The following is a 17053-nucleotide window of genomic DNA, read 5'->3' as shown; positions in this document are numbered from 1 at the left end:
CCGGAGCAGAGCGAACCGATGCGCAGCCCGCTCATGCCGCCGCCCCGGCGCGCTCCGCGCGCAGGGTGTCCCGCAGCGCCCGCGCATTCACCGGAGACGTGCGCACGGCCCGCCGGATGCCCTCGGCGGTCACCTTCGCGTCCGGCCAGTCGGCCGTCGCCTCGCGCGCCTCGGCGAGCAACTGATCCGGCGTGCGCTTCGGCCGACTCGACTTCGCCACCGCCGGGACACGCCCCGTGGCACGGCGCGGACGGGCCGACTCCGCCGCCACCGCACGCCGCTCGATCGAGGCGGCGGGGGCCGATGCGATCGAGGGGGACGGCTTGGCGGGCAGGGTCGACTTGAGGAAGCCGACGGCCACCGGACGGGGCAGCACGGTCACGTTCGGGGTGATCGGCGCGGGGGTCGATACGGGCAGGTCAGCCGTAGACCGTTTCGTATTGGTCTCAGTAGATTCCTCCGCATTCGTACTCTCGGACGGAATCGGGGTGGGGCGGTGGTGGAGGACCTTGGCCACGAGGTCGGAGCCGAAGTAGATCGACCCGACCGGCAGCGACGTGGCGAGCAGAACCAGGGCCCAATTCGCCGGGTCCCAGTCGGCCAGCCGTCCCCAGTCGACCGTGCGGCCGTGCAGCTCCGGGACCAGGCCGTGCACGTAGTTGAGGACCAGCGACGCGACCGTGTACGCCCCCAGCACCCGCAGCGCGAACGTACGGTCGCGATCGGCCAGGACCAGGGTGGCGATCAGGGCGAGCGCCATGAGGCCGTCGACCACGAACGGGTACAGCATCGCCGCCGTCTCGTCCGCGCCGACTGCACCGGCGATGTCCCGCAGCGCGTTCCACGAGACCCGGAACGCCATGCCGACCACGGCGACCAGAGCGAGCACAAGGGCGGTACGGCCCTTACGGTGAAGCCTCATGCCGCACCCCCGAGGGCGAGCAGGGCGGCGGCGATGAGTAGGGCACCGCCGGACAGGGTGAGGTCGACCGCGCGGCGCAGGCACGTGAACTTGCTGACCGCGAGCCGGGACAGTCCGGCGATGTCGGCGGCCAGGTCCCGGCCGCCGGCAGCGGCGCTGACCTCTTCGGCGGTGAGGGTGGCCCACAAGGGGAAGCCGTGCCGTCCGCGAATGTTCGGGCGGACCGACCACAGCAGCAGGCCAGCCGCCGCCAGCAGCACCACCACACCGACACCGCCCGCGACGGCGGCGGGCACGGTCAGCGGCAGGTCACGGGCGACCGTAAAGGTACCGGCGAGCACCGCACCGACGAACGCCAGCAGCAGTGCCGTCTTGGTGTCCGTCCGTGCGATCTCCGCCTTCACCTCAGCGTGCGCGGCGGTCAGGTTCGAGTCGGTGGCCCTCACGCGGCACCTCCGGGCAGGCTCGCACCGGCCGCGCGGTTGACCAGCGCGACGCGGGCGGCGAGCGCACGGCGGCGGGCCCGGCGGATGCGGCGCTCGTCGACCTCGGTCGGCGTGCGGTCGAGGGTGACGATGTGCGCGTCCAGCAGGTCGACGTCCGCGAGGATTACGGGCATCTCCTGCTCGATCGCGTCCAGCTCGGCGTTCGTCGGCTCCATGAAGTCGGCGAACGCGGTAACAACGTCCTGAACAGTGACGATGTGATTCATTGGGTCGTGTTCCTCTCAGCGTGGAACGGCCCGAAAAGCACCCCTCGGAGCGGCTACTCCGGGGGGTGCGCGCCGTTACTTGAGGTGGCCACGTGGTACACGCGGCGCAGCCACGGGAGTAGTGGCTGAAGTGCCCCGGACCGGACTCGAACCGGTCGGGTGGTCCTACGGGGCGCGCCGGTCTTCTCCGCCTTGTTTCCGACCCCTTCGGGCAGGCGGACCACGGGTTACCGGCAGTTCCCTGTGTGAAGTTCTCAAGGTGCTTGCGCTTCCTTCGAGCCCGTTTCACGGAGCCCTCCGGGCGTTCGCCTCGCACACCGCCGATCGGGACTAGCCCGCAACCTGGTGCGCACCAGCAGAATGCATCTGGTGCGCACCAGTGTCAAGGTGGTTCGCTGCTTCGAGTCGCGGTCACCTCGTCGTGGTGCACCTCCAGAAGACCTCTGGAGACAGTGGCTGCGGTAGGCAACAGGGCTTAACATCCGGCCTGTTAGGGGCTGTTGACCTGCGGTGATGTGCGGCATGCTGGCTAGGTGGTGCGAGCGGAACCAATGTCGGGAGGACGCCCGTGAGTACGGGACTTCGCAACGCGCGGACAGCGCGCGGATGGTCGCAGGAACGACTGGTTCGCGAGATCGAGCAGTACGCTCGACGGAACCTCACGGACGTTGCGTCGACCGCGAGCCTGCGGGTCTACGTCTCCGAGTGGGAGAACGGCAAGCGCACCATCTCCGACCGGTACGCACGCGTCCTGCGACAGCTCCTCGGCGTCACGGACGGGGAGCTGCGGGACACCGACCCGGTACCGGCAGCGCCAACCGCGGACGGTTACGACGACCTGCTGAGCCGAATCGACTTGGCGAGCAGTGTCGGTGAGTCCATGGTGAAAGCGTTCAACGACCAGACTGAACTACTGCGCACCATGGATCGCCAGAGGGGCGCCGCGGCCCTGGTCGACCAGATGACTGGCCATCTCTCCGCCCTCGAAGACGCACTCAACTTTGCGGTACTGCCCAGCGCGCGCCGGCCCGTGGCGCTCGCGCTCGCCGGTGCGTCGACTCTCGCAGCGTGGCAAGCGATCGACTCGGGAGCGGTTGAGCGAGCGTGGCGGCACTACGAACTTGCCAAGCGGGCGGCCCGCGACGCTGAAGAACCGATGTACCTGGCTCACGCCATGGGCGAGTAGGCGTACGTGCTCTGCGAGGCGGGGCGGCCGGCGCTCGCCGTCGATCTGGTGCGCGACGCACAGCGCACGGTCGGTCCCTCCGGCTCCGCTCGGCTGCGGGCGTGGCTGTATGCCGCGGAAGCCGAGCTGTGCGCGCATGCCGAGATGCCGGACGACAGTCGGCGTGCGCTGGAAGCGGCCATGGCCGTCATTCCGCCGGGTCCCGAGGACCGGGACCCGGACATGCTGAGCATCTTCCTGAATGGCGCCCATCTCGCCCGGTGGCAAGGCAACGTGCTCGCTCTCCTCGGGGAGGAGTCGGCAGTCACCAGCCTTTACGGTGCGCTTGAGGTCATGGACCCGACGTTCGTGCGCGCCCGCGCCGGCCTTCATGCCGACCTGGCGCAAGCGCACCTCACGCGAGCCGAGTACGACGACGCCAGCACGCACCTGCGGCAGGCTCGCTTGTTGGCAAGCCGTACCGGCTCGGTCCGGCAGCGTCGTCGCGTCGACCTGCTCAGTGCGCGCTTGTGAGTCCCTGAGTGCGCCGTGCCGCGAGGATGTGCAGCAGGGCAACGAGGGTGCCAGAGCCCAGCAGCTCACCGCGAGCCATGAGCCCGGGAATGTCCGCCAGCGGTACCCACTCGATGTGTCCGGCCTCTTCCAGGTCGGTCGGCTCACCGACCTTCTCGGCGCCATGTCCCACGAAGATCTCGTGCGGGGAGTCGACCATGCCCACCATGGGTTGATAGCTCACGACGTGCTCCAGCGACTTTGGCCGCCACCCCGTCTCTTCAACGGTCTCGCGCAGTGCCGTGTCCGCAGGGTCCTCGCCCTCGTCCACGATGCCGCCAGGGAGCTCCCAACCGAATTGCTTCGGCACGAAGCGGTACCGCCACATCATCAGAACACGGTCCTGATCATCAATGACGGCGGTAATGGCCACGTGGTGAAGCCTCACGACGTGATGCTCGAACCGCTTCACCCCGGGCGGTTCCACGTCCCAGAGCTGGAGTCTGACCCATCGGTTGTCGTACACGTCGCGCTCGCCGTGGATACGCCAGGGCTCCAGCCCTTCCGGACGCTGAACGCTCACCGCGCCCGGTACCCGGTACGAACTCCGTCCCCGCACCTCCAACTGTCCTTCGGAGACGAGACGGGCGAGCACCTGCCGCAGAGCCGTCCGGCCGATGCCGAGTTCTTCCACGAGCGTGCGTTCTGAGGGGAGCTTGTCACCGGGCGCGTACTCGCCTGCTGTGAGTCGCGCGCGAAGCGTCTCATAGACCTTGGTCGTCTTCGGTCCCATCCGCGGAGCACTCTCCGTTCTGACGTGGTGCGTACCAGCGTACCGACAGGGGCATAACGTGTGCTCACGGAGTCGCCTCACCCAGGGTCGGGAGTACTTCTTGGAACCCCGCTGTCCGGGCGCCGACTCTGAGGAATAGCGGCGGCCGGGGATCGACGCGGTTCGGTTACGTCTTGATCAGCTACGTCGATAATCATGCTAAAAAGCCCGATTAGTCGGGTAGCGCGCAGGGTGCCTAGAACTAGTGCCGCTTCGACCGTCCAACCTATGGCGCCGGGTTTCATGTCAGTGTCGAAGATCGGGACTGCTGCATGATCAGGTGACACCTGATCATGCAGCAGTCCCTTCAATAGACCTGGGCCGCGCGGTTACTACCGCCGTGGCAGGAGGTCCCCAAGAGCGTCGACGAGTTGGTTGACCTCTTCGGGAAACTCTTCAGCCCACGTGGCCAGGAAGGCGCCCGCCACAATGCTGCCCGCTTGGAAGTCGAGGTCTGCACCGATCTGCTCCCAAATGACGTGCCGGTCCCAATTAGTCAGAGCGCGGGTTTTCACTACCTCTTTCACACGCTCCTGCTGATGCACGGTCAATTGCAAGCGGAGAGCGAGCTTGGCTGCAACCGTGTCGAGCCGTTCCAGGATTCGACCGAGGACATGGGCCTCTGGCGAGCTGTCTCCTGGGAGGAGAAAGATCAGATCACTCGCACTCTCCCGCCCGGCTTGATCTCCATCAAGAATGCACACAGAGGTGAACTGCCGGGTCGGGTCTATGTTGTGCTGGAGGTTGACCTTGATCGCAGGGTCGGCTCCGCCCATGCCGTGCACCTTCACTGCGTCTAGCTCTATTCCGCCGTGAACACGCAGGGCTGTGGTCACCATCATCTCAGCGAAGTTGTCCTCAACGAAGATCGCGAGCTTGGCATGGATCTGGCCCGTGATTGTGCGCAGGGCGCGGACATCGAGCTTCCCCTGAAGCACCTCGCCATTGTAGGCCGCCCAGATAGCCTTTGATGGCAGGGGTGTAAGCGCATCGTTGGAATGGGTCGTGAATAGGACCTGGCAACCTTTGCGCTTCGCCACACCGATGAGGTATTCGACCATGCGCCGTGTAGCCACCGGGTGAAGGCCATTCTCGATCTCTTCGATAAGGATCATGGAGCCATCCGGGGCGGATTCAACCTCGGCAACGATCCGAATCACACTGGCCTCGCCGGCCCCAAAATGGAACTCGGAGTACTCCACGTCTTTGTGCGTGCGGCCGGAGAACAGCGTGACGTTGCCAGCCTCGTCGACGTAGAGCTGTTGGAAGCCTTCGATCGGCTTTCCGAGGATCCTCGCGACTTGCGCCGTCACCTCAGGGGGCAGCGCTACCTCCTTGAGTGCCGCGAACGACGCAGTCGCAGCCTTCTTGAGCTTGGCCCGCTCGGTGGCCGGGAGGGTGCGTTCAACCCCAAAAACCTTAACCTCGCGGTCAAGCACGGAGTCCCGGCTCCACCTGTACTCCTTGAAGCGTGCTGTGCGCGAGATGGGCCCCCGAGTGTTCAGCACCTTGTCGATGACTTCATACTCGATCGACCAATTCTGCATGCTCGCGTCATGCTTGCCACTCTTGGCGAAGAACCGGCCAGGAAGAACACTCTTGTAAGCCAACGCGGCAGCACCGAGGACCGTGCTCTTGCCTCCCCCGTTCGGTCCAACCAAAGCAGTTACGGGAAAGTCGAAGGTCACAGTGCGGTCGGTGAATCCGCGGACTTTCCGCAAAGTGAGCCTCTTTAGATACTTTCCATAGCTATCCTTCGAGACCTTCTCCTCCAGGCCGATGACCACGCTCGGGGATCTCGCTCTTGTACTCGTCCACATGCTCTCCTTTGAAGCCGGGAGACTCCGCAAACCCACTGTTCAGATCATCTCGGAAGCTCACTAGTCCTTCGCCTGCATCGGACACACGCGATAGCGTCGATGAGGTCCCGCAAGACGCGAGGATCTGAGACCCTACACCCGTAGACCTGCAGTTCAGGTCATGCTAACGAATCTCGCGTAGTGCCCCTGGAAGGCGACGGTGGCCACACCGACAGGGCCGAATCGGTTTTTCCCGACTATTAGGTCTGCTTCCCCCGCCCTGGGAGACTCCCGCTCGTAGGCATCTTCGCGATGAACAAGGATCACCGTATCCGCGTACTTTTCTAGCGACCTCGGTATGTCGTGCAAATTCGGAGGTTGAACGGGATAGTGGTGAGCCGGCCGTTCCGTTTGAAAAAGGGCGACGATTGAGACATCCAGCCGTTTGGCCAGTCGGCGCAGTTCGCGTGCCATGAAAGTTAGATCCTTTTCATGGTCAACAGGCGAGGGCCGTTGCTCGAAATCCATGATATCGATACTGTCGATTAGTACTAGTTGCAATTCCTTGAAGCTGCTGAGCCATTCACAGGAGGCTTCCAGTTCTCGGTAAGAGTAGAGAGGGTCATCCTTCATGTATATGGGAGCCTGAGATATGGCAGGCATTACCTCATTAATGCGTTGCCAGTCCTCGTCCTCCATGGCGGCAGATCTCATGCGATGCAGTGATACTCGGCCTTCGGCGGACATGATTCGCATAGCCATCTCTTGCTGGCTCATCTGTAAAGATACGAGTAGGCTGGTCCGTGAGTGCTTCAATGAAAAACTCCGAGCAATGTCCAGACCTAATGTGGACTTCCCGATACCGGGGGCACCTCCGATGATTGTGAACTCGCCAGGACGGAAGCCTGATATCAGTGCGTCGAGTTCATTGAAGCCGCTGGGGACTGCTTTCCGGGGCCCTCTTCTTCCGATTCCCTCAATCTCGTCGATTGTCGGTTCTAGTACGGTGGTGAAGCTGCTTATTCTGTGAATCCCTTCCACGAATGTAAATACCTCATTCGTGACGCTGTTAACTAGCGATTCAATGTCGACATGATCATCTGCTAGTGATCGGCCAGACAGCTCCGTGAATGCGTTCCCCAGCATGGCGACATGCTTCACTTTTGCTATCCTGATGGCCATGTCCGCGTATTCAGCGGCAGCCGATGGGTTAACCTCCTCTGTCAGGAGTGAGTTCAAGTACTCTGATACGTCGACTTCTGCTGAGAGTGTTGAGGCTACTTTTTGGGCGACTCTTTCACATGTAATATCCTGAGAGTCGGCGTAAAGTTCTAGTAGTGCCCCGTAAATCTCTCTGTTGACATCGGAGTGGAAGCTATCTGGTGTCATCGGTTCGACGATGTCGCCAATGGCCTCTGCAGATTTAAGCATGCAGCTCAGGAGCTTGCGTTCGATCTTATTTTCGGCCTCTTGGACCAGCTCCAGAGATCCCGATAGTGTGACGCCCCCTCTTGCGGGTGTATCCTTTTCATTCTCTTTCGATCCGGCGGAAATTCCTAGCGCTTCATCGTGTGCAGCATCGCGAAGCTGGAGAAGAGTCCGAACATATTCTTTCGGATCTTGCGTTTCTTCTGATCTGATTTCGGATTCTTTGATCAGCCACGACGTCAAACTGACGAGCTGGCGGGGGGTTGGGAGTTGCTTACCGTTAAGGATCTTTCCAATCGCCTGATAATTAACCGTGCCAGGGATGGAGTCGTCGTGCTTGAGTCCAGTGGCTATCTGTCTCAAGCCGGGCCGGCCAGCTGACGCGTAAGCCCGATGCAGGGCAGCGATGAGTTGCCGATGAGGGCCAAGGGGCACATCTGCCTCGCTCGGCATCGCCAGCCCGCGCTTCCCGCGTGTTGATCCCAAGCTGCACCTCCGAGTGTCTCCAAGTGTTTCCATGGGCAGCTTGTCATGCCCACCCGTCGCAGGTCAGGCCGTTGGCTTGACTTGCCAAGTGTCTATTTGTGACGCGAGGCGAACACCTCCTGGGAGCGGACGTTGACGCTGGGGTTACCGACTACGAAGGGAAGCCGATGCGTCGATGCCAGAAGAGGCGAGCTGCTACCGCTGGTCAGCTTGGGAGGGAGGTCAAAGTGCTCGCGATCATGACGTTCATTCAAGTGACACTCACGGTCGGGCTCAACGCACTGGCAACGGCGGTCCTCGCGTGGGCCCGGTAGCGATGCAGTGCGTCGCCTCCGACTGGCCCCTAGACGGCTCGCGGAGCGCCATGCGGAGGAGATGACCTCCTGAAGGCCGGGAACACCCCTGATCCCCCAGGTGTCCCCCGAGGGAGGCCCTAGAACAGGAAACCGCAGCTCACCCGCGCGGGGCCTGTCCCACTGTAAATCTGCCGGCTCAGCCTTCCCAGGTTCGAATCCTGGCGCCGCCACACGGGAACGAGAGGCCCCGTGACCTGCCCGAACAGCAGGTCACGGGGCCTTTGGTCATGGGTGGACGCGAACGGCGCTCGCGCCGCTGCGGGCAGACTGGTGTCATGGTCTCGTCCTCCCGCCGCAGAACCTGCCCAGAGTGCCGTCGCGAGATCGCCGTCGTCGCGGGGCGGTACGCGCGTCATGACCCTTCCGGTGCGCGAGCCAGTGGTGAGCTCGTCTCCTGCCCGGGTTCGCGTCGTCCGGCGCAACTCGGCGCGGCGCAGCCGTCCCTGGACGGGTACGTCGTCCCCGGGTTCCCCGGGCAGCTGCCGTTGTTCTGACCCGTAGCCCGAGAGTTCCGGGCTGCGCGCCCTCAGTTCCCGGCCACCGACTTCACCGCCACCGACACGGGCGTAGAACCGCTGATCAGCTCCAGGGTCAGACCGTTGGTGGCCGGGGTGTCGACCAGTTCCGCCAGTACGGCGGCCACGTCGTCGCGGGGGACCGCGCCGCGGCCGGTGTGTGCCTCCAGGCGGACGAGGCCGGTGCCGGCGTCGTCCGTCAGCGCGCCGGGGCGCAGGATCGTCCAGTCCAGCTCTTCCAGCGAGCGCACGTACGCGTCGGCCTCGCCCTTGGCGCGCTGGTAGACGTCGAAGATCTCGTCCCCCTGGTGGTGCGGGTCGGCTCCCATGGACGACACGACCACGAGGCGCCGTACGCCCGCCCGGACCGCCGCGTCCGCGAAGAGGACCGCCGCCGCCTTGTCCACCGTGTTCTTGCGGGCGGCCCCGCTTCCCGGGCCGGCGCCCGCCGCGAAGACGGCCGCGTCCGCGCCCCGCAGCCGCTCGGCGACCTCCTCGACCGAGGCCGACTCCAGGTCGAGCACGACCGGTTCGGCACCGGCCGCACGCAGATCGTCGGCCTGCTCGGCCTTGCGGATGATGCCCGCCACCTCGTCGTCGCGCGCGGCGAGCAACCGCTCCAGCCGCAGCGCGATCTGACCATGACCACCAGCGATGACAATGCGCATGTCTTCGACCGTACGCCCCGACGGCCGCCCTCGCCGCACGGCTTCGGCCGTATCCCACGGGGGCGTCAGGACTTACGGGACCTCACTGACGCGCAGGGCCCTCACCCTCCCGTCAAGGTTGTTCTTCACACCCTGTCAGGACGCTTCCCCGCGCTCCCCGCCCCCCTCTCGCTCCCCGCGTACCCCACGGCCCTGCCGAGGCAGCCCCAGGCCCTTCCCGGTCGTCGAGTCGCCGTACTCCCGTACCGCGCTGGTCCGGGCCACCACGCGCCCCCGATGCACCACGATCCGGCTGTACGCCAGGGACAGTGCTCCCGCCAGCCGCTCCCCGCGCACCGCGAGGAGTTCGGCAGGGAAGCCCGCCTCCACCCGAACCTCGGGCAGGCCCAGGGCCGCCCGCGCCGCGGCGCTCACCGCGTCGTACGCGTCCTCGGGGCGCAGCCCATGGCGGGAGGCCAGCAGGTAGGCCCCCTCCAGGGGGTCACCGCGCCCGACCGGGTTGGACACGTCCCGCAGCGCACCGCTCCCGGCGGCGACCCGTACGCCGGCCGCCCGCAGCAGCCGTACCGGGGTCGTGCCGTCGCGGCGGTCTACGGCGCCGCAGCTGCCCTGCGGCAGGCACACCACCGTCACCCCGGCCGCGGCGAGCTGGTCAGCGGCCCGGGAGGCCGCGTCGGCGGGCAACCGGCCCAGCCCTTCGCAGGGGCCGAGGGACACCCCGTGGCGCAGCCCGCCCGCCATCGCCGCCAGCCGGGCCAGCCGTGCCGGGGCGGCGGCGTCCGTGTGCAGGTCGACCGGGCAGCCGTGTTCGGCGGCGACTTCCAGGACCGCCTCGGCATACCCCGTCGGGTCGGGGTCCAGGTCCGGGCACCCGCCCACCACGTCGGCGCCCATCTTGACCGCGTCCCGCAGCATCGCCAGGCCGTCGGCCCCGGCCACCCCGGTCAGCAGCCTCGGTGTCGCGACCGCGGTCAGCTCGGTCAGCCCGCGCAGTGAGCGCCGCGCCCGCAGTACGGCGGTCAGCGCGTCCAGCCCCGGAACGCCACCCACACGCACGTGTGCCCGTAGCGCGGTCGCCCCGTGTCCCAGCTGGAGCAGGGCGGCCTCGGTGGCCCGGCGCTGGACGTCCAGGGGGTCGTAGGAGACGGGGCCGGGGGTGTCGGCCGTCAGTGTCGTGTCGCCGTGGACGTGGGGTTCGGCGGGGGCGGGGAGGAGCAGGTAGCCGGTGAGGTCCACGCGGGTGCCGGAGCCAGGCGTTCGGGCCGTGGTCAGGCTGCCGGCGGTGCCGACCGCCTCGATGCGCCCGCCGTGCAGCCGTACGTCCACGGTCCGGCCGTCGGTGAGCCGTGCCCCGGAGAGCAGGACCGATCCGCGGTCGGCGGGGTCCGAGGGGGAGGGCGAGTGGGGCGGCTGCGGCTGGCTGTCGGGCATCGCGCTCCTCTGGCTCGGGGACTGCGCAGTGGGGGACGCAATCACGCAGAGTGAGTCGAGCCTAGGACGGTGATCAGCCCGCGACGCGGAGGAGCGCAATAGTCGTACCGGTGCGGTCCCGCTGCGCCACGCCCTCTGGGGGCCGCCCGGGGCGTGTGCCCAGGTGGTCAGGCCCTCCGGCGCCGCCGGGGCGTGCACGCGGGAAGGGCGTGCACGCGGGAAGGGCGTGCACGCGGGAAGGCCGACGAGCCCGGGGACGGCGTGGGCAGGGGGCGGGGTGGTGTGGGCGGGACCCGGTGGCGGGGCGAGGCAGGAGGACGGGACGGCGCGGGTGGAGCCGTGGTGGAGCCGTGGTTGACCCGGTGGTGGCACGGGGCAGGGACGGGACGGGGCAGGCGTCGCGAAACGGATTTGGGCGAACGGCAGGCGACCGTGTAATGTCTTCATCGCTCGCCCCAATAGCTCAGTCGGCAGAGCGTCTCCATGGTAAGGAGAAGGTCAACGGTTCGATTCCGTTTTGGGGCTCTGGTGTGAGAGGTTCCCGCCGCAAGGCGGGGCCCGATCGCATCACAGCGGTGTAGCTCAGTCGGTAGAGCAAGCGGCTCATAATCGCTGTGTCACCGGTTCAAGTCCGGTCACCGCTACATTCAGTAGCCGATTGCGGGGTCGGTCCTTCAATCGGCTACTCTTTCCTGCGTTAGTACCATCAATCCGTTCGTCAAGGAGTGCACTCACGTGGCTGCCACCGACGTCCGCCCGAAGATCACGCTGGCCTGCGTGGAGTGCAAGGAGCGGAACTACATCACCAAGAAGAACCGGCGTAACAACCCGGACCGACTGGAGATGAAGAAGCACTGCCCGCGTTGCAACGCGCACACCGCGCACCGCGAAACGCGATAAATCAGGCTCGTACACGAGGCCGTCCCCGAGGTTTGGGGGCGGCCTCGTGTCGTTTCGGTCAGCGGTGCCGAAGGTGGCACCCACAGCCAGCAGAGCAGCAGGAGGTGGCGAGCCCATGGCGCTCGACCAGTCGTTCGTGGGGCGGACCTATCCGCCTACCGCGCCCTACGAGGTGGGCCGGGAGAAGATCCGCGAGTTCGCGGAGGCGGTGGGGGACGCCAACCCGGCGTACACGGACACGGAGGCCGCGAAGGCGCTCGGGCATCCGGACGTGATCGCACCGCCGACCTTCGTGTTCTCGATCACGTTCAAGGCGGCGGGTCAGGTCATCGAGGACCCGCAGCTCGGCCTGGACTACAGCCGGGTCGTACACGGCGACCAGAAGTTCGCCTACGCCCGTCCGGTCCGCGCCGGTGACCGGCTCACCGTCACCTCCACCATCGAGGCGATCAAGTCGATGGCGGGCAACGACATCCTGGACATCCGCGGAGAGGTGCACGACGAAGCCGGCGAGCACGTCGTGACCGCCTGGACCAAGCTCGTGGCCCGCGCGGCCGAGGAGGCGTGAGCATTCCATGACGCACCCCACGACGCATTCCACGACGCCTCCCGTGACGTCCCCCTCGACGCCTCCCGTGACGGCGAAGATCGCATATGGCGACGTCGAGGTCGGCACCGAGCTGCCCGCGCAGAACTTCCCTGTGAACCGGGCCACGCTCGTGCGGTACGCGGGCGCCTCCGGCGACTTCAACCCGATCCACTGGAACGAGAAATTCGCCAAGGAGGTCGGCCTGCCGGACGTCATCGCGCACGGCATGTTCACCATGGCGGAGGCGGTCCGTGTGATCACCGACTGGATCGGCGACCCGGGCGCGCTCGTGGAGTACGGCGTCCGCTTCACCAGGCCCGTCGTCGTACCGAACGACGACCAGGGTGCCGTGATCGAGGTCAGCGGCAAGGTCGCGGCCAAGCTCGACGACAACACCGTCCGCGTCGACCTGACGGCCACCAGTGCCGGACAGAAGGTCCTCGGCATGGCCAGGGCGATCGTGCGACTCGCCTGACGGGCCCGCCGCGGTTTCGGTGGACCTGTCGTAGTTCGCCTCGCGGGCGTTCGGTCGTCCGGTGGGCCTGTCGCAGTTCACCCCGCAGGCGTTCGGCTGCCCGCCAGTCGCCTCGCAGGCGTTCGGTCGCCCGGTGGGTCTGCCGTGACCGTCCGGGAGACATTTGGTAAGGGGCGTTCTCTTTGGGGAGCGGCCCCTTACCTGCCGCCGGGTGAGAACACCTCTTACTCGCTGCCGGGTCTCCTTGCCGCTGCGGCGAGAAGACCCGGGGGCCGGCCGTCCCTTGACATGGTTAGTGATTGAGTACTAACTTATTTTCATGGTCAGGATGAGCGCAGAGGAGCGGCGCGAGAGCGTCATCCGCGCGGCGATGGGCGAGTTCGCCCGCGGCGGCTTCTACGGCACGTCGACGGAGGCCATCGCCAAGCGGGTGGGAGTCTCCCAGCCGTACCTCTTCCGGCTCTTCCCGGGCAAGAAGGCCATCTTCCTTGCGGTGGCGGAGCGCTGTCTGCAGGACATGCGGCGGGTCTTCGAGGCGTCGTCCGAGGGCCTGAGTGGCGAAGAGGCCCTGGATGCCATGGCCGAGGCCTACACGCGATTGATCACCGAGCAGCCCGAGCGCCTCCAGATGCAATTGCAGGTGTACGTCGCTGTCGCGGCTGCGGAAGCGGCCGGGGACCACGAGTTCGGCGAGATGGTCCGCAGAGGCTGGATGGAGCTCTGGGACACCGTGCGCGTGCCCCTGGGCGGCGACGTCGAAGAGACGACGACCTTCATGGCGTACGGGATGCTCATCAACGCCCTGGCAGGCATGGGCTTCCCGTCCGAGCACCGGGTGTGGGACGGGCTGCATGTGTCGGCGCAGGTCAAGCGGGGTCGGCACGACACCTAGGGCGTAGGGGGCGTACGGGTGGATGCTCACGAGTGAGCGCTTCTGTATGCGCGTAAAAGTTAGTCATCAATTACTAACCGAAGCAACCGAAAGCACTGGACACCCTCTGGGGGAGAGATGTCACAGCAGAACGCACGACGCGGGGGAACGGGCTGGGCCCTCGCCATCACCAGCGTCGCCGGTTTCATGGCGGCCCTGGACAATCTCGTCGTCACCACCGCGCTGCCCTCCATCCGCGAGGACATGGGCGGAGGACTGCACGACCTGGAATGGACCGTGAGCGCGTACACGCTCACCTTCGCGGTGCTGCTGATGTTCGGGGCGGCCCTTGGCGACCGCTTCGGCCGCCGCAGGCTCTTCGCCGTCGGTCTCACCGTCTTCACCGGTGCCTCCGCCGCCGCGGCCATGGCGCCCGGCATCGACTCGCTCATCGCCGCCCGCGCGGTCCAGGGCGTCGGCGCGGCGATCATGATGCCGCTGACACTGACCCTGCTGACGGCCGCCGTGCCCGCCGAACGGCGTGGGATGGCGTACGGCATCTGGGGTGCCGTCAACGGGCTCGCCGTGGCCTCCGGTCCGCTGGTCGGCGGCAGCCTCACCGAGCACATCTCCTGGCAGTGGATCTTCTGGCTGAACGTTCCGCTGGGTCTGGTCCTGCTACCGCTCGCCCGTTTCCGCCTCGCCGAGTCGTACGGCACCGGAGCCCCGCTCGACCTCCCCGGCACCCTGCTCGCCAGCGGCGGACTCTTCGGCATCGTCTACGGCCTGATCCGCGGGCCCGTCGACGGCTGGACCGGGCCCGTGGTGCTGACCGCCCTGTTCGCCGGCGCCGCGTTGCTGGCCGGCTTCGTCCGCCACGGCATGAACGACAAGAACCCCATGCTCCCCATGCGCCTCTTCCGTTCCCGGGCCTTCTCCGGGATCAACGCGGCGAGCCTGCTGATGTTCCTGGGCATGTTCGGGTCGATCTTCCTGCTCAGCCAGTACATGCAGCACGTACTCGGCTACACGCCCACCGAGGCGGGGCTGCGCATGCTGCCCTGGACCGGCATGCCGATGCTGGTCGCCCCGATCGCCGGCGTCCTGTCGGACCGCATCGGAGGGCGCCCGGTCGTCGCTGCCGGGCTCTTCCTCCAGGCGGCCGGCCTCGGCTACCTCGCCTCCGTGATCACGGCCGATGCCTCCTACGCCGTCCAGCTGCCCGGTCTGATCCTCAGCGGGATCGGCATGGCCCTGTTCTTCGCCCCCGCCTCCGCCCTGGTGATGTCCAGCGTCGTTCCGAAGGAGCAGGGCATCGCCTCCGGCGCCAACAACGCCCTGCGCGAGGTCGGCGGCGCGCTCGGCATCGCGGTCATGGGCTCGATCTTCGCGGCGCAGGGCGGCTACGAGTCCGGGCAGTCCTTCGTCGACGGGCTGCGGCCCGCGGTCGCGGTGGGCGCCGGGGTGGTGGCCCTCGGAGGCGTCGCGGCCCTGGTGATCCCGTCCCGCCGCCGGGACGGCCAGGCGCCCCCGGAGGAGCACGGGCCGGCACCGACGCCCGAACCGGCGCTCATCCCGGCCGGGGGAGAGGCCTCCCGCTGACCTCCTGACACGGGAGAAGCGACATCCGAGAGCCACGAGAAGCACCACACGAAGCACCACACGAAGCGCCACACACGAAGCACCACACGAGAAACCACGGACGAGACACGAAAGGAGCCCGACATGCCCACCCTTCCCTGGATCGTTCCGAACCGGCCGCCGCAGGCCACGGAGGTGCACGTCTTCGCCTCCCGCTTCGAGACCCGCACCCTGTGGGGAGCGCTGAAGTTCCTGGCGCGCACGCCCGGCGTGTGGCGGCAGGTCGGCAAGGCGCCCGGAGCGTACGGCGCATCCCTGAAGGCGGAGCCGCTCAAGCGGACCTTCTGGACGCTGTCCGCCTGGGAGTCGCCCGAGGCCCTCAAGGCCTTCGCCCACTCCGGCACCCACGCGCCCACCTCACGCGGGCTGGCCGGGGAGATGCGGGACTCGAAGTTCGCCTCCTGGCCGGCGTCCAGCGACGAGCTTCCGGTGAACTGGACGGAGGTACGACGGCGACTGACGTGAGCACGGACACACGTACGGACGCACGTACGGACACGAGCGCGGACACAGGACGAACGTGAGGACAGGAAACGCCCCGGCCGACCGGGGCGTTTCCCGCTGCCCGGGACTGTCGGTGCCGTCTCGTACTCTTGAGCGCGTGCAGGAACTCCACGACGCCCCCCTCGCCCCGCTGACCACCTTCCGGCTGGGAGGACCGGCGACCCGGCTGGTCACGGCCACGACCGACGCCGAGGTGATCGCCGTCGTCCGCGAGGCCGACGACACCGGCACGCCCCTGCTGCTCATCGGCGGCGGATCCAACCTGGTCATCGGCGACAAGGGCTTCGACGGCACGGCCCTGCACATCGCCACGCGCGGTCTCTCCCTCGACGGCACGACGCTGGAGCTGGCGGCCGGTGAGGTATGGACCGACGCCGTCGCCCGCACCGTCGAGGCCGGACTCGCCGGCGTCGAGTGCCTGGCCGGCATCCCCGGCTCGGCGGGCGCGACGCCCATCCAGAACGTCGGCGCGTACGGCCAGGAGGTCTCCTCGACGATCACCGAGGTGATCGCGTACGACCGCAGAGCCGGCGGGACGGTCACCCTCACCAACGCGGACTGCGGGTTCTCCTACCGCCACAGCCGCTTCAAGGCCGAACCCGAGCGGTATGTCGTCCTGCGCGTCCGCTTCGGGCTGGAGAACGCCGACGGGCTCTCCGCCCCCCTCCGCTACGCCGAGACGGCCCGCGCCCTCGGCGTCGAAGCGGGCGAGCGGGTGCCGCTGACGACGGCCCGCGACACCGTGCTGAAGCTGCGCGCGGGCAAGGGCATGGTCCTGGACCCCGAGGACCACGACACCTGGTCGGCCGGGTCGTTCTTCACCAACCCGATCCTCACGGACGAGGAGTTCGCCGCCTTCCGCACGCGCGTGGGCGAACGCCTCGGCGACGCCGCCGAGCCGCCCGCCTTCCCGGCCGGCGAGGGCCTGGTCAAGACCTCCGCGGCCTGGCTGATCGACAAGGCCGGCTTCACGAAGGGTTACGGCACCGGCCCGGCCCGCATCTCCACCAAGCACACCCTCGCTCTCACCAACCGCGGTGAGGCGACCACGGACGATCTGCTCGCCCTGGCCCGCGAGGTCGTCGCCGGAGTCCGCGAGGCCTTCGGCGTCACGCTGGTCAACGAACCGGTGACGGTCGGCGTCAGCCTCTAGCCGAAGCCGAAGCCGAAGCCGGAGCCGGAGCCGGAGCCGGAGCCGGAGCCGGAGCCGGAGCCGGAGCCGGAGCCGGAGCCGGAGCCGGAGCCG

Annotated in this window: 16 protein-coding genes, 2 tRNA genes and 1 pseudogene; 11 read left to right on the top strand and 8 right to left on the bottom strand. The window is 67.2% G+C overall.

Annotated features, from left to right (window positions below; translation table 11 throughout):
* Positions 1 to 31: 31 nt before the first annotated feature.
* From ACP4J0_RS35195 to ACP4J0_RS35185, 3 genes are read right to left on the bottom strand one after another with little or no spacing between them, the layout of a single operon-like run.
* Positions 32 to 922 (bottom strand): DUF2637 domain-containing protein, encoded by an 891-nt coding sequence (locus ACP4J0_RS35195; RefSeq protein WP_426603020.1) that lies wholly within the window; start codon positions 920 to 922, stop codon positions 32 to 34.
* On the bottom strand, positions 919 to 1368 hold the full coding sequence (locus ACP4J0_RS35190; RefSeq protein ID WP_426603018.1) for a Pycsar system effector family protein: 450 nt from the start codon (positions 1366 to 1368) through the stop codon (positions 919 to 921). Before ACP4J0_RS35190 ends, ACP4J0_RS35195 begins: the two co-directional genes overlap by 4 nt.
* Positions 1365 to 1634 (bottom strand): DUF6284 family protein, encoded by a 270-nt coding sequence (locus ACP4J0_RS35185; RefSeq protein ID WP_426603016.1) that lies wholly within the window; start codon positions 1632 to 1634, stop codon positions 1365 to 1367. The genes ACP4J0_RS35190 and ACP4J0_RS35185 overlap by 4 nt, the downstream gene beginning before the upstream one ends.
* A 685-nt stretch (positions 1635 to 2319) precedes the next feature.
* Here ACP4J0_RS35185 and ACP4J0_RS35180 point away from each other — a divergent pair.
* Positions 2320 to 3333: pseudogene (locus tag ACP4J0_RS35180) on the top strand (XRE family transcriptional regulator).
* Here ACP4J0_RS35180 and ACP4J0_RS35175 read toward each other — a convergent pair.
* The 3 genes from ACP4J0_RS35175 to ACP4J0_RS35165 all read right to left on the bottom strand — a co-directional run bounded on the left by ACP4J0_RS35175 (position 3317) and on the right by ACP4J0_RS35165 (position 7734).
* Entirely contained in the window at positions 3317 to 4105 is a 789-nt protein-coding gene (locus ACP4J0_RS35175; RefSeq protein WP_426603014.1) for an NUDIX domain-containing protein, read from the bottom strand. The pseudogene ACP4J0_RS35180 and the gene ACP4J0_RS35175 sit on opposite strands and share 17 nt — an antisense overlap.
* Before the next feature lie 371 nt (positions 4106 to 4476).
* Positions 4477 to 5931: an ATP-dependent nuclease gene (locus tag ACP4J0_RS35170; protein ID WP_426603012.1), complete on the bottom strand. Its 1455-nt coding sequence runs from the start codon at positions 5929 to 5931 to the stop codon at positions 4477 to 4479.
* 186 nt (positions 5932 to 6117) lie between these two features.
* A complete protein-coding gene (locus ACP4J0_RS35165) occupies positions 6118 to 7734 on the bottom strand; it encodes a replicative DNA helicase (RefSeq protein ID WP_426603010.1) in 1617 nt (538 codons plus the stop codon).
* A gap of 754 nt (positions 7735 to 8488) precedes the next feature.
* On the opposite strand from ACP4J0_RS35165, the gene ACP4J0_RS35160 reads away from it, so the two are divergent.
* Positions 8489 to 8707, top strand: coding sequence for a hypothetical protein (locus tag ACP4J0_RS35160; protein ID WP_426603008.1), 219 nt, complete (start codon positions 8489 to 8491; stop codon positions 8705 to 8707).
* A gap of 32 nt (positions 8708 to 8739) precedes the next feature.
* Here the strand turns inward: ACP4J0_RS35160 and ACP4J0_RS35155 are convergent, their stop codons facing one another.
* Both ACP4J0_RS35155 and ACP4J0_RS35150 read right to left on the bottom strand, forming a co-directional pair.
* Positions 8740 to 9396 (bottom strand): NAD(P)H-binding protein, encoded by a 657-nt coding sequence (locus ACP4J0_RS35155; RefSeq protein WP_426603006.1) that lies wholly within the window; start codon positions 9394 to 9396, stop codon positions 8740 to 8742.
* Positions 9397 to 9531: 135 nt separating this feature from the next.
* Complete coding sequence (locus ACP4J0_RS35150) at positions 9532 to 10827, bottom strand: amidohydrolase family protein (protein ID WP_426603004.1); 1296 nt, start codon at positions 10825 to 10827, stop codon at positions 9532 to 9534.
* 452 nt (positions 10828 to 11279) lie between these two features.
* Between ACP4J0_RS35150 and ACP4J0_RS35145 the strand changes: the two genes are divergently transcribed.
* The 9 genes from ACP4J0_RS35145 to ACP4J0_RS35105 all read left to right on the top strand — a co-directional run bounded on the left by ACP4J0_RS35145 (position 11280) and on the right by ACP4J0_RS35105 (position 16960).
* Positions 11280 to 11352 (top strand) — tRNA-Thr (locus ACP4J0_RS35145).
* 46 nt (positions 11353 to 11398) lie between these two features.
* Positions 11399 to 11471 (top strand) — tRNA-Met (locus tag ACP4J0_RS35140).
* A gap of 91 nt (positions 11472 to 11562) precedes the next feature.
* Complete coding sequence (rpmG, locus tag ACP4J0_RS35135; protein WP_003948671.1) at positions 11563 to 11727, top strand: 50S ribosomal protein L33; 165 nt, start codon at positions 11563 to 11565, stop codon at positions 11725 to 11727.
* A 115-nt stretch (positions 11728 to 11842) separates the two neighbouring features.
* Complete coding sequence (locus ACP4J0_RS35130) at positions 11843 to 12295, top strand: MaoC family dehydratase N-terminal domain-containing protein (protein WP_361733351.1); 453 nt, start codon at positions 11843 to 11845, stop codon at positions 12293 to 12295.
* 67 nt (positions 12296 to 12362) lie between these two features.
* Positions 12363 to 12791: a MaoC family dehydratase gene (locus ACP4J0_RS35125; protein WP_426603049.1), complete on the top strand. Its 429-nt coding sequence runs from the start codon at positions 12363 to 12365 to the stop codon at positions 12789 to 12791.
* 319 nt (positions 12792 to 13110) lie between these two features.
* Complete coding sequence (locus ACP4J0_RS35120) at positions 13111 to 13683, top strand: TetR/AcrR family transcriptional regulator (protein ID WP_426603002.1); 573 nt, start codon at positions 13111 to 13113, stop codon at positions 13681 to 13683.
* A gap of 117 nt (positions 13684 to 13800) precedes the next feature.
* Positions 13801 to 15264 carry an MFS transporter gene (locus tag ACP4J0_RS35115; RefSeq protein ID WP_426603000.1) on the top strand — a complete coding sequence of 488 codons (1464 nt, stop codon included), beginning with the start codon at positions 13801 to 13803 and terminating at the stop codon, positions 15262 to 15264.
* A gap of 123 nt (positions 15265 to 15387) precedes the next feature.
* The gene (locus tag ACP4J0_RS35110) at positions 15388 to 15768 is read left to right on the top strand and encodes a DUF3291 domain-containing protein (RefSeq protein WP_426602998.1); all 381 of its coding nucleotides are present in this window, start codon (positions 15388 to 15390) and stop codon (positions 15766 to 15768) included.
* Positions 15769 to 15904: 136 nt separating this feature from the next.
* On the top strand, positions 15905 to 16960 hold the full coding sequence (locus ACP4J0_RS35105; RefSeq protein WP_426602996.1) for a UDP-N-acetylmuramate dehydrogenase: 1056 nt from the start codon (positions 15905 to 15907) through the stop codon (positions 16958 to 16960).
* Positions 16961 to 17053: the final 93 nt, after the last annotated feature.

The sequence above is a fragment of the Streptomyces sp. WG7 genome (assembly GCF_049975785.1).
Taxonomy (GTDB): domain Bacteria; phylum Actinomycetota; class Actinomycetes; order Streptomycetales; family Streptomycetaceae; genus Streptomyces.
The sequence above is the reverse complement of the archived record's forward strand: the minus strand, read 5'-3'. Positions and strand labels throughout refer to the sequence as shown.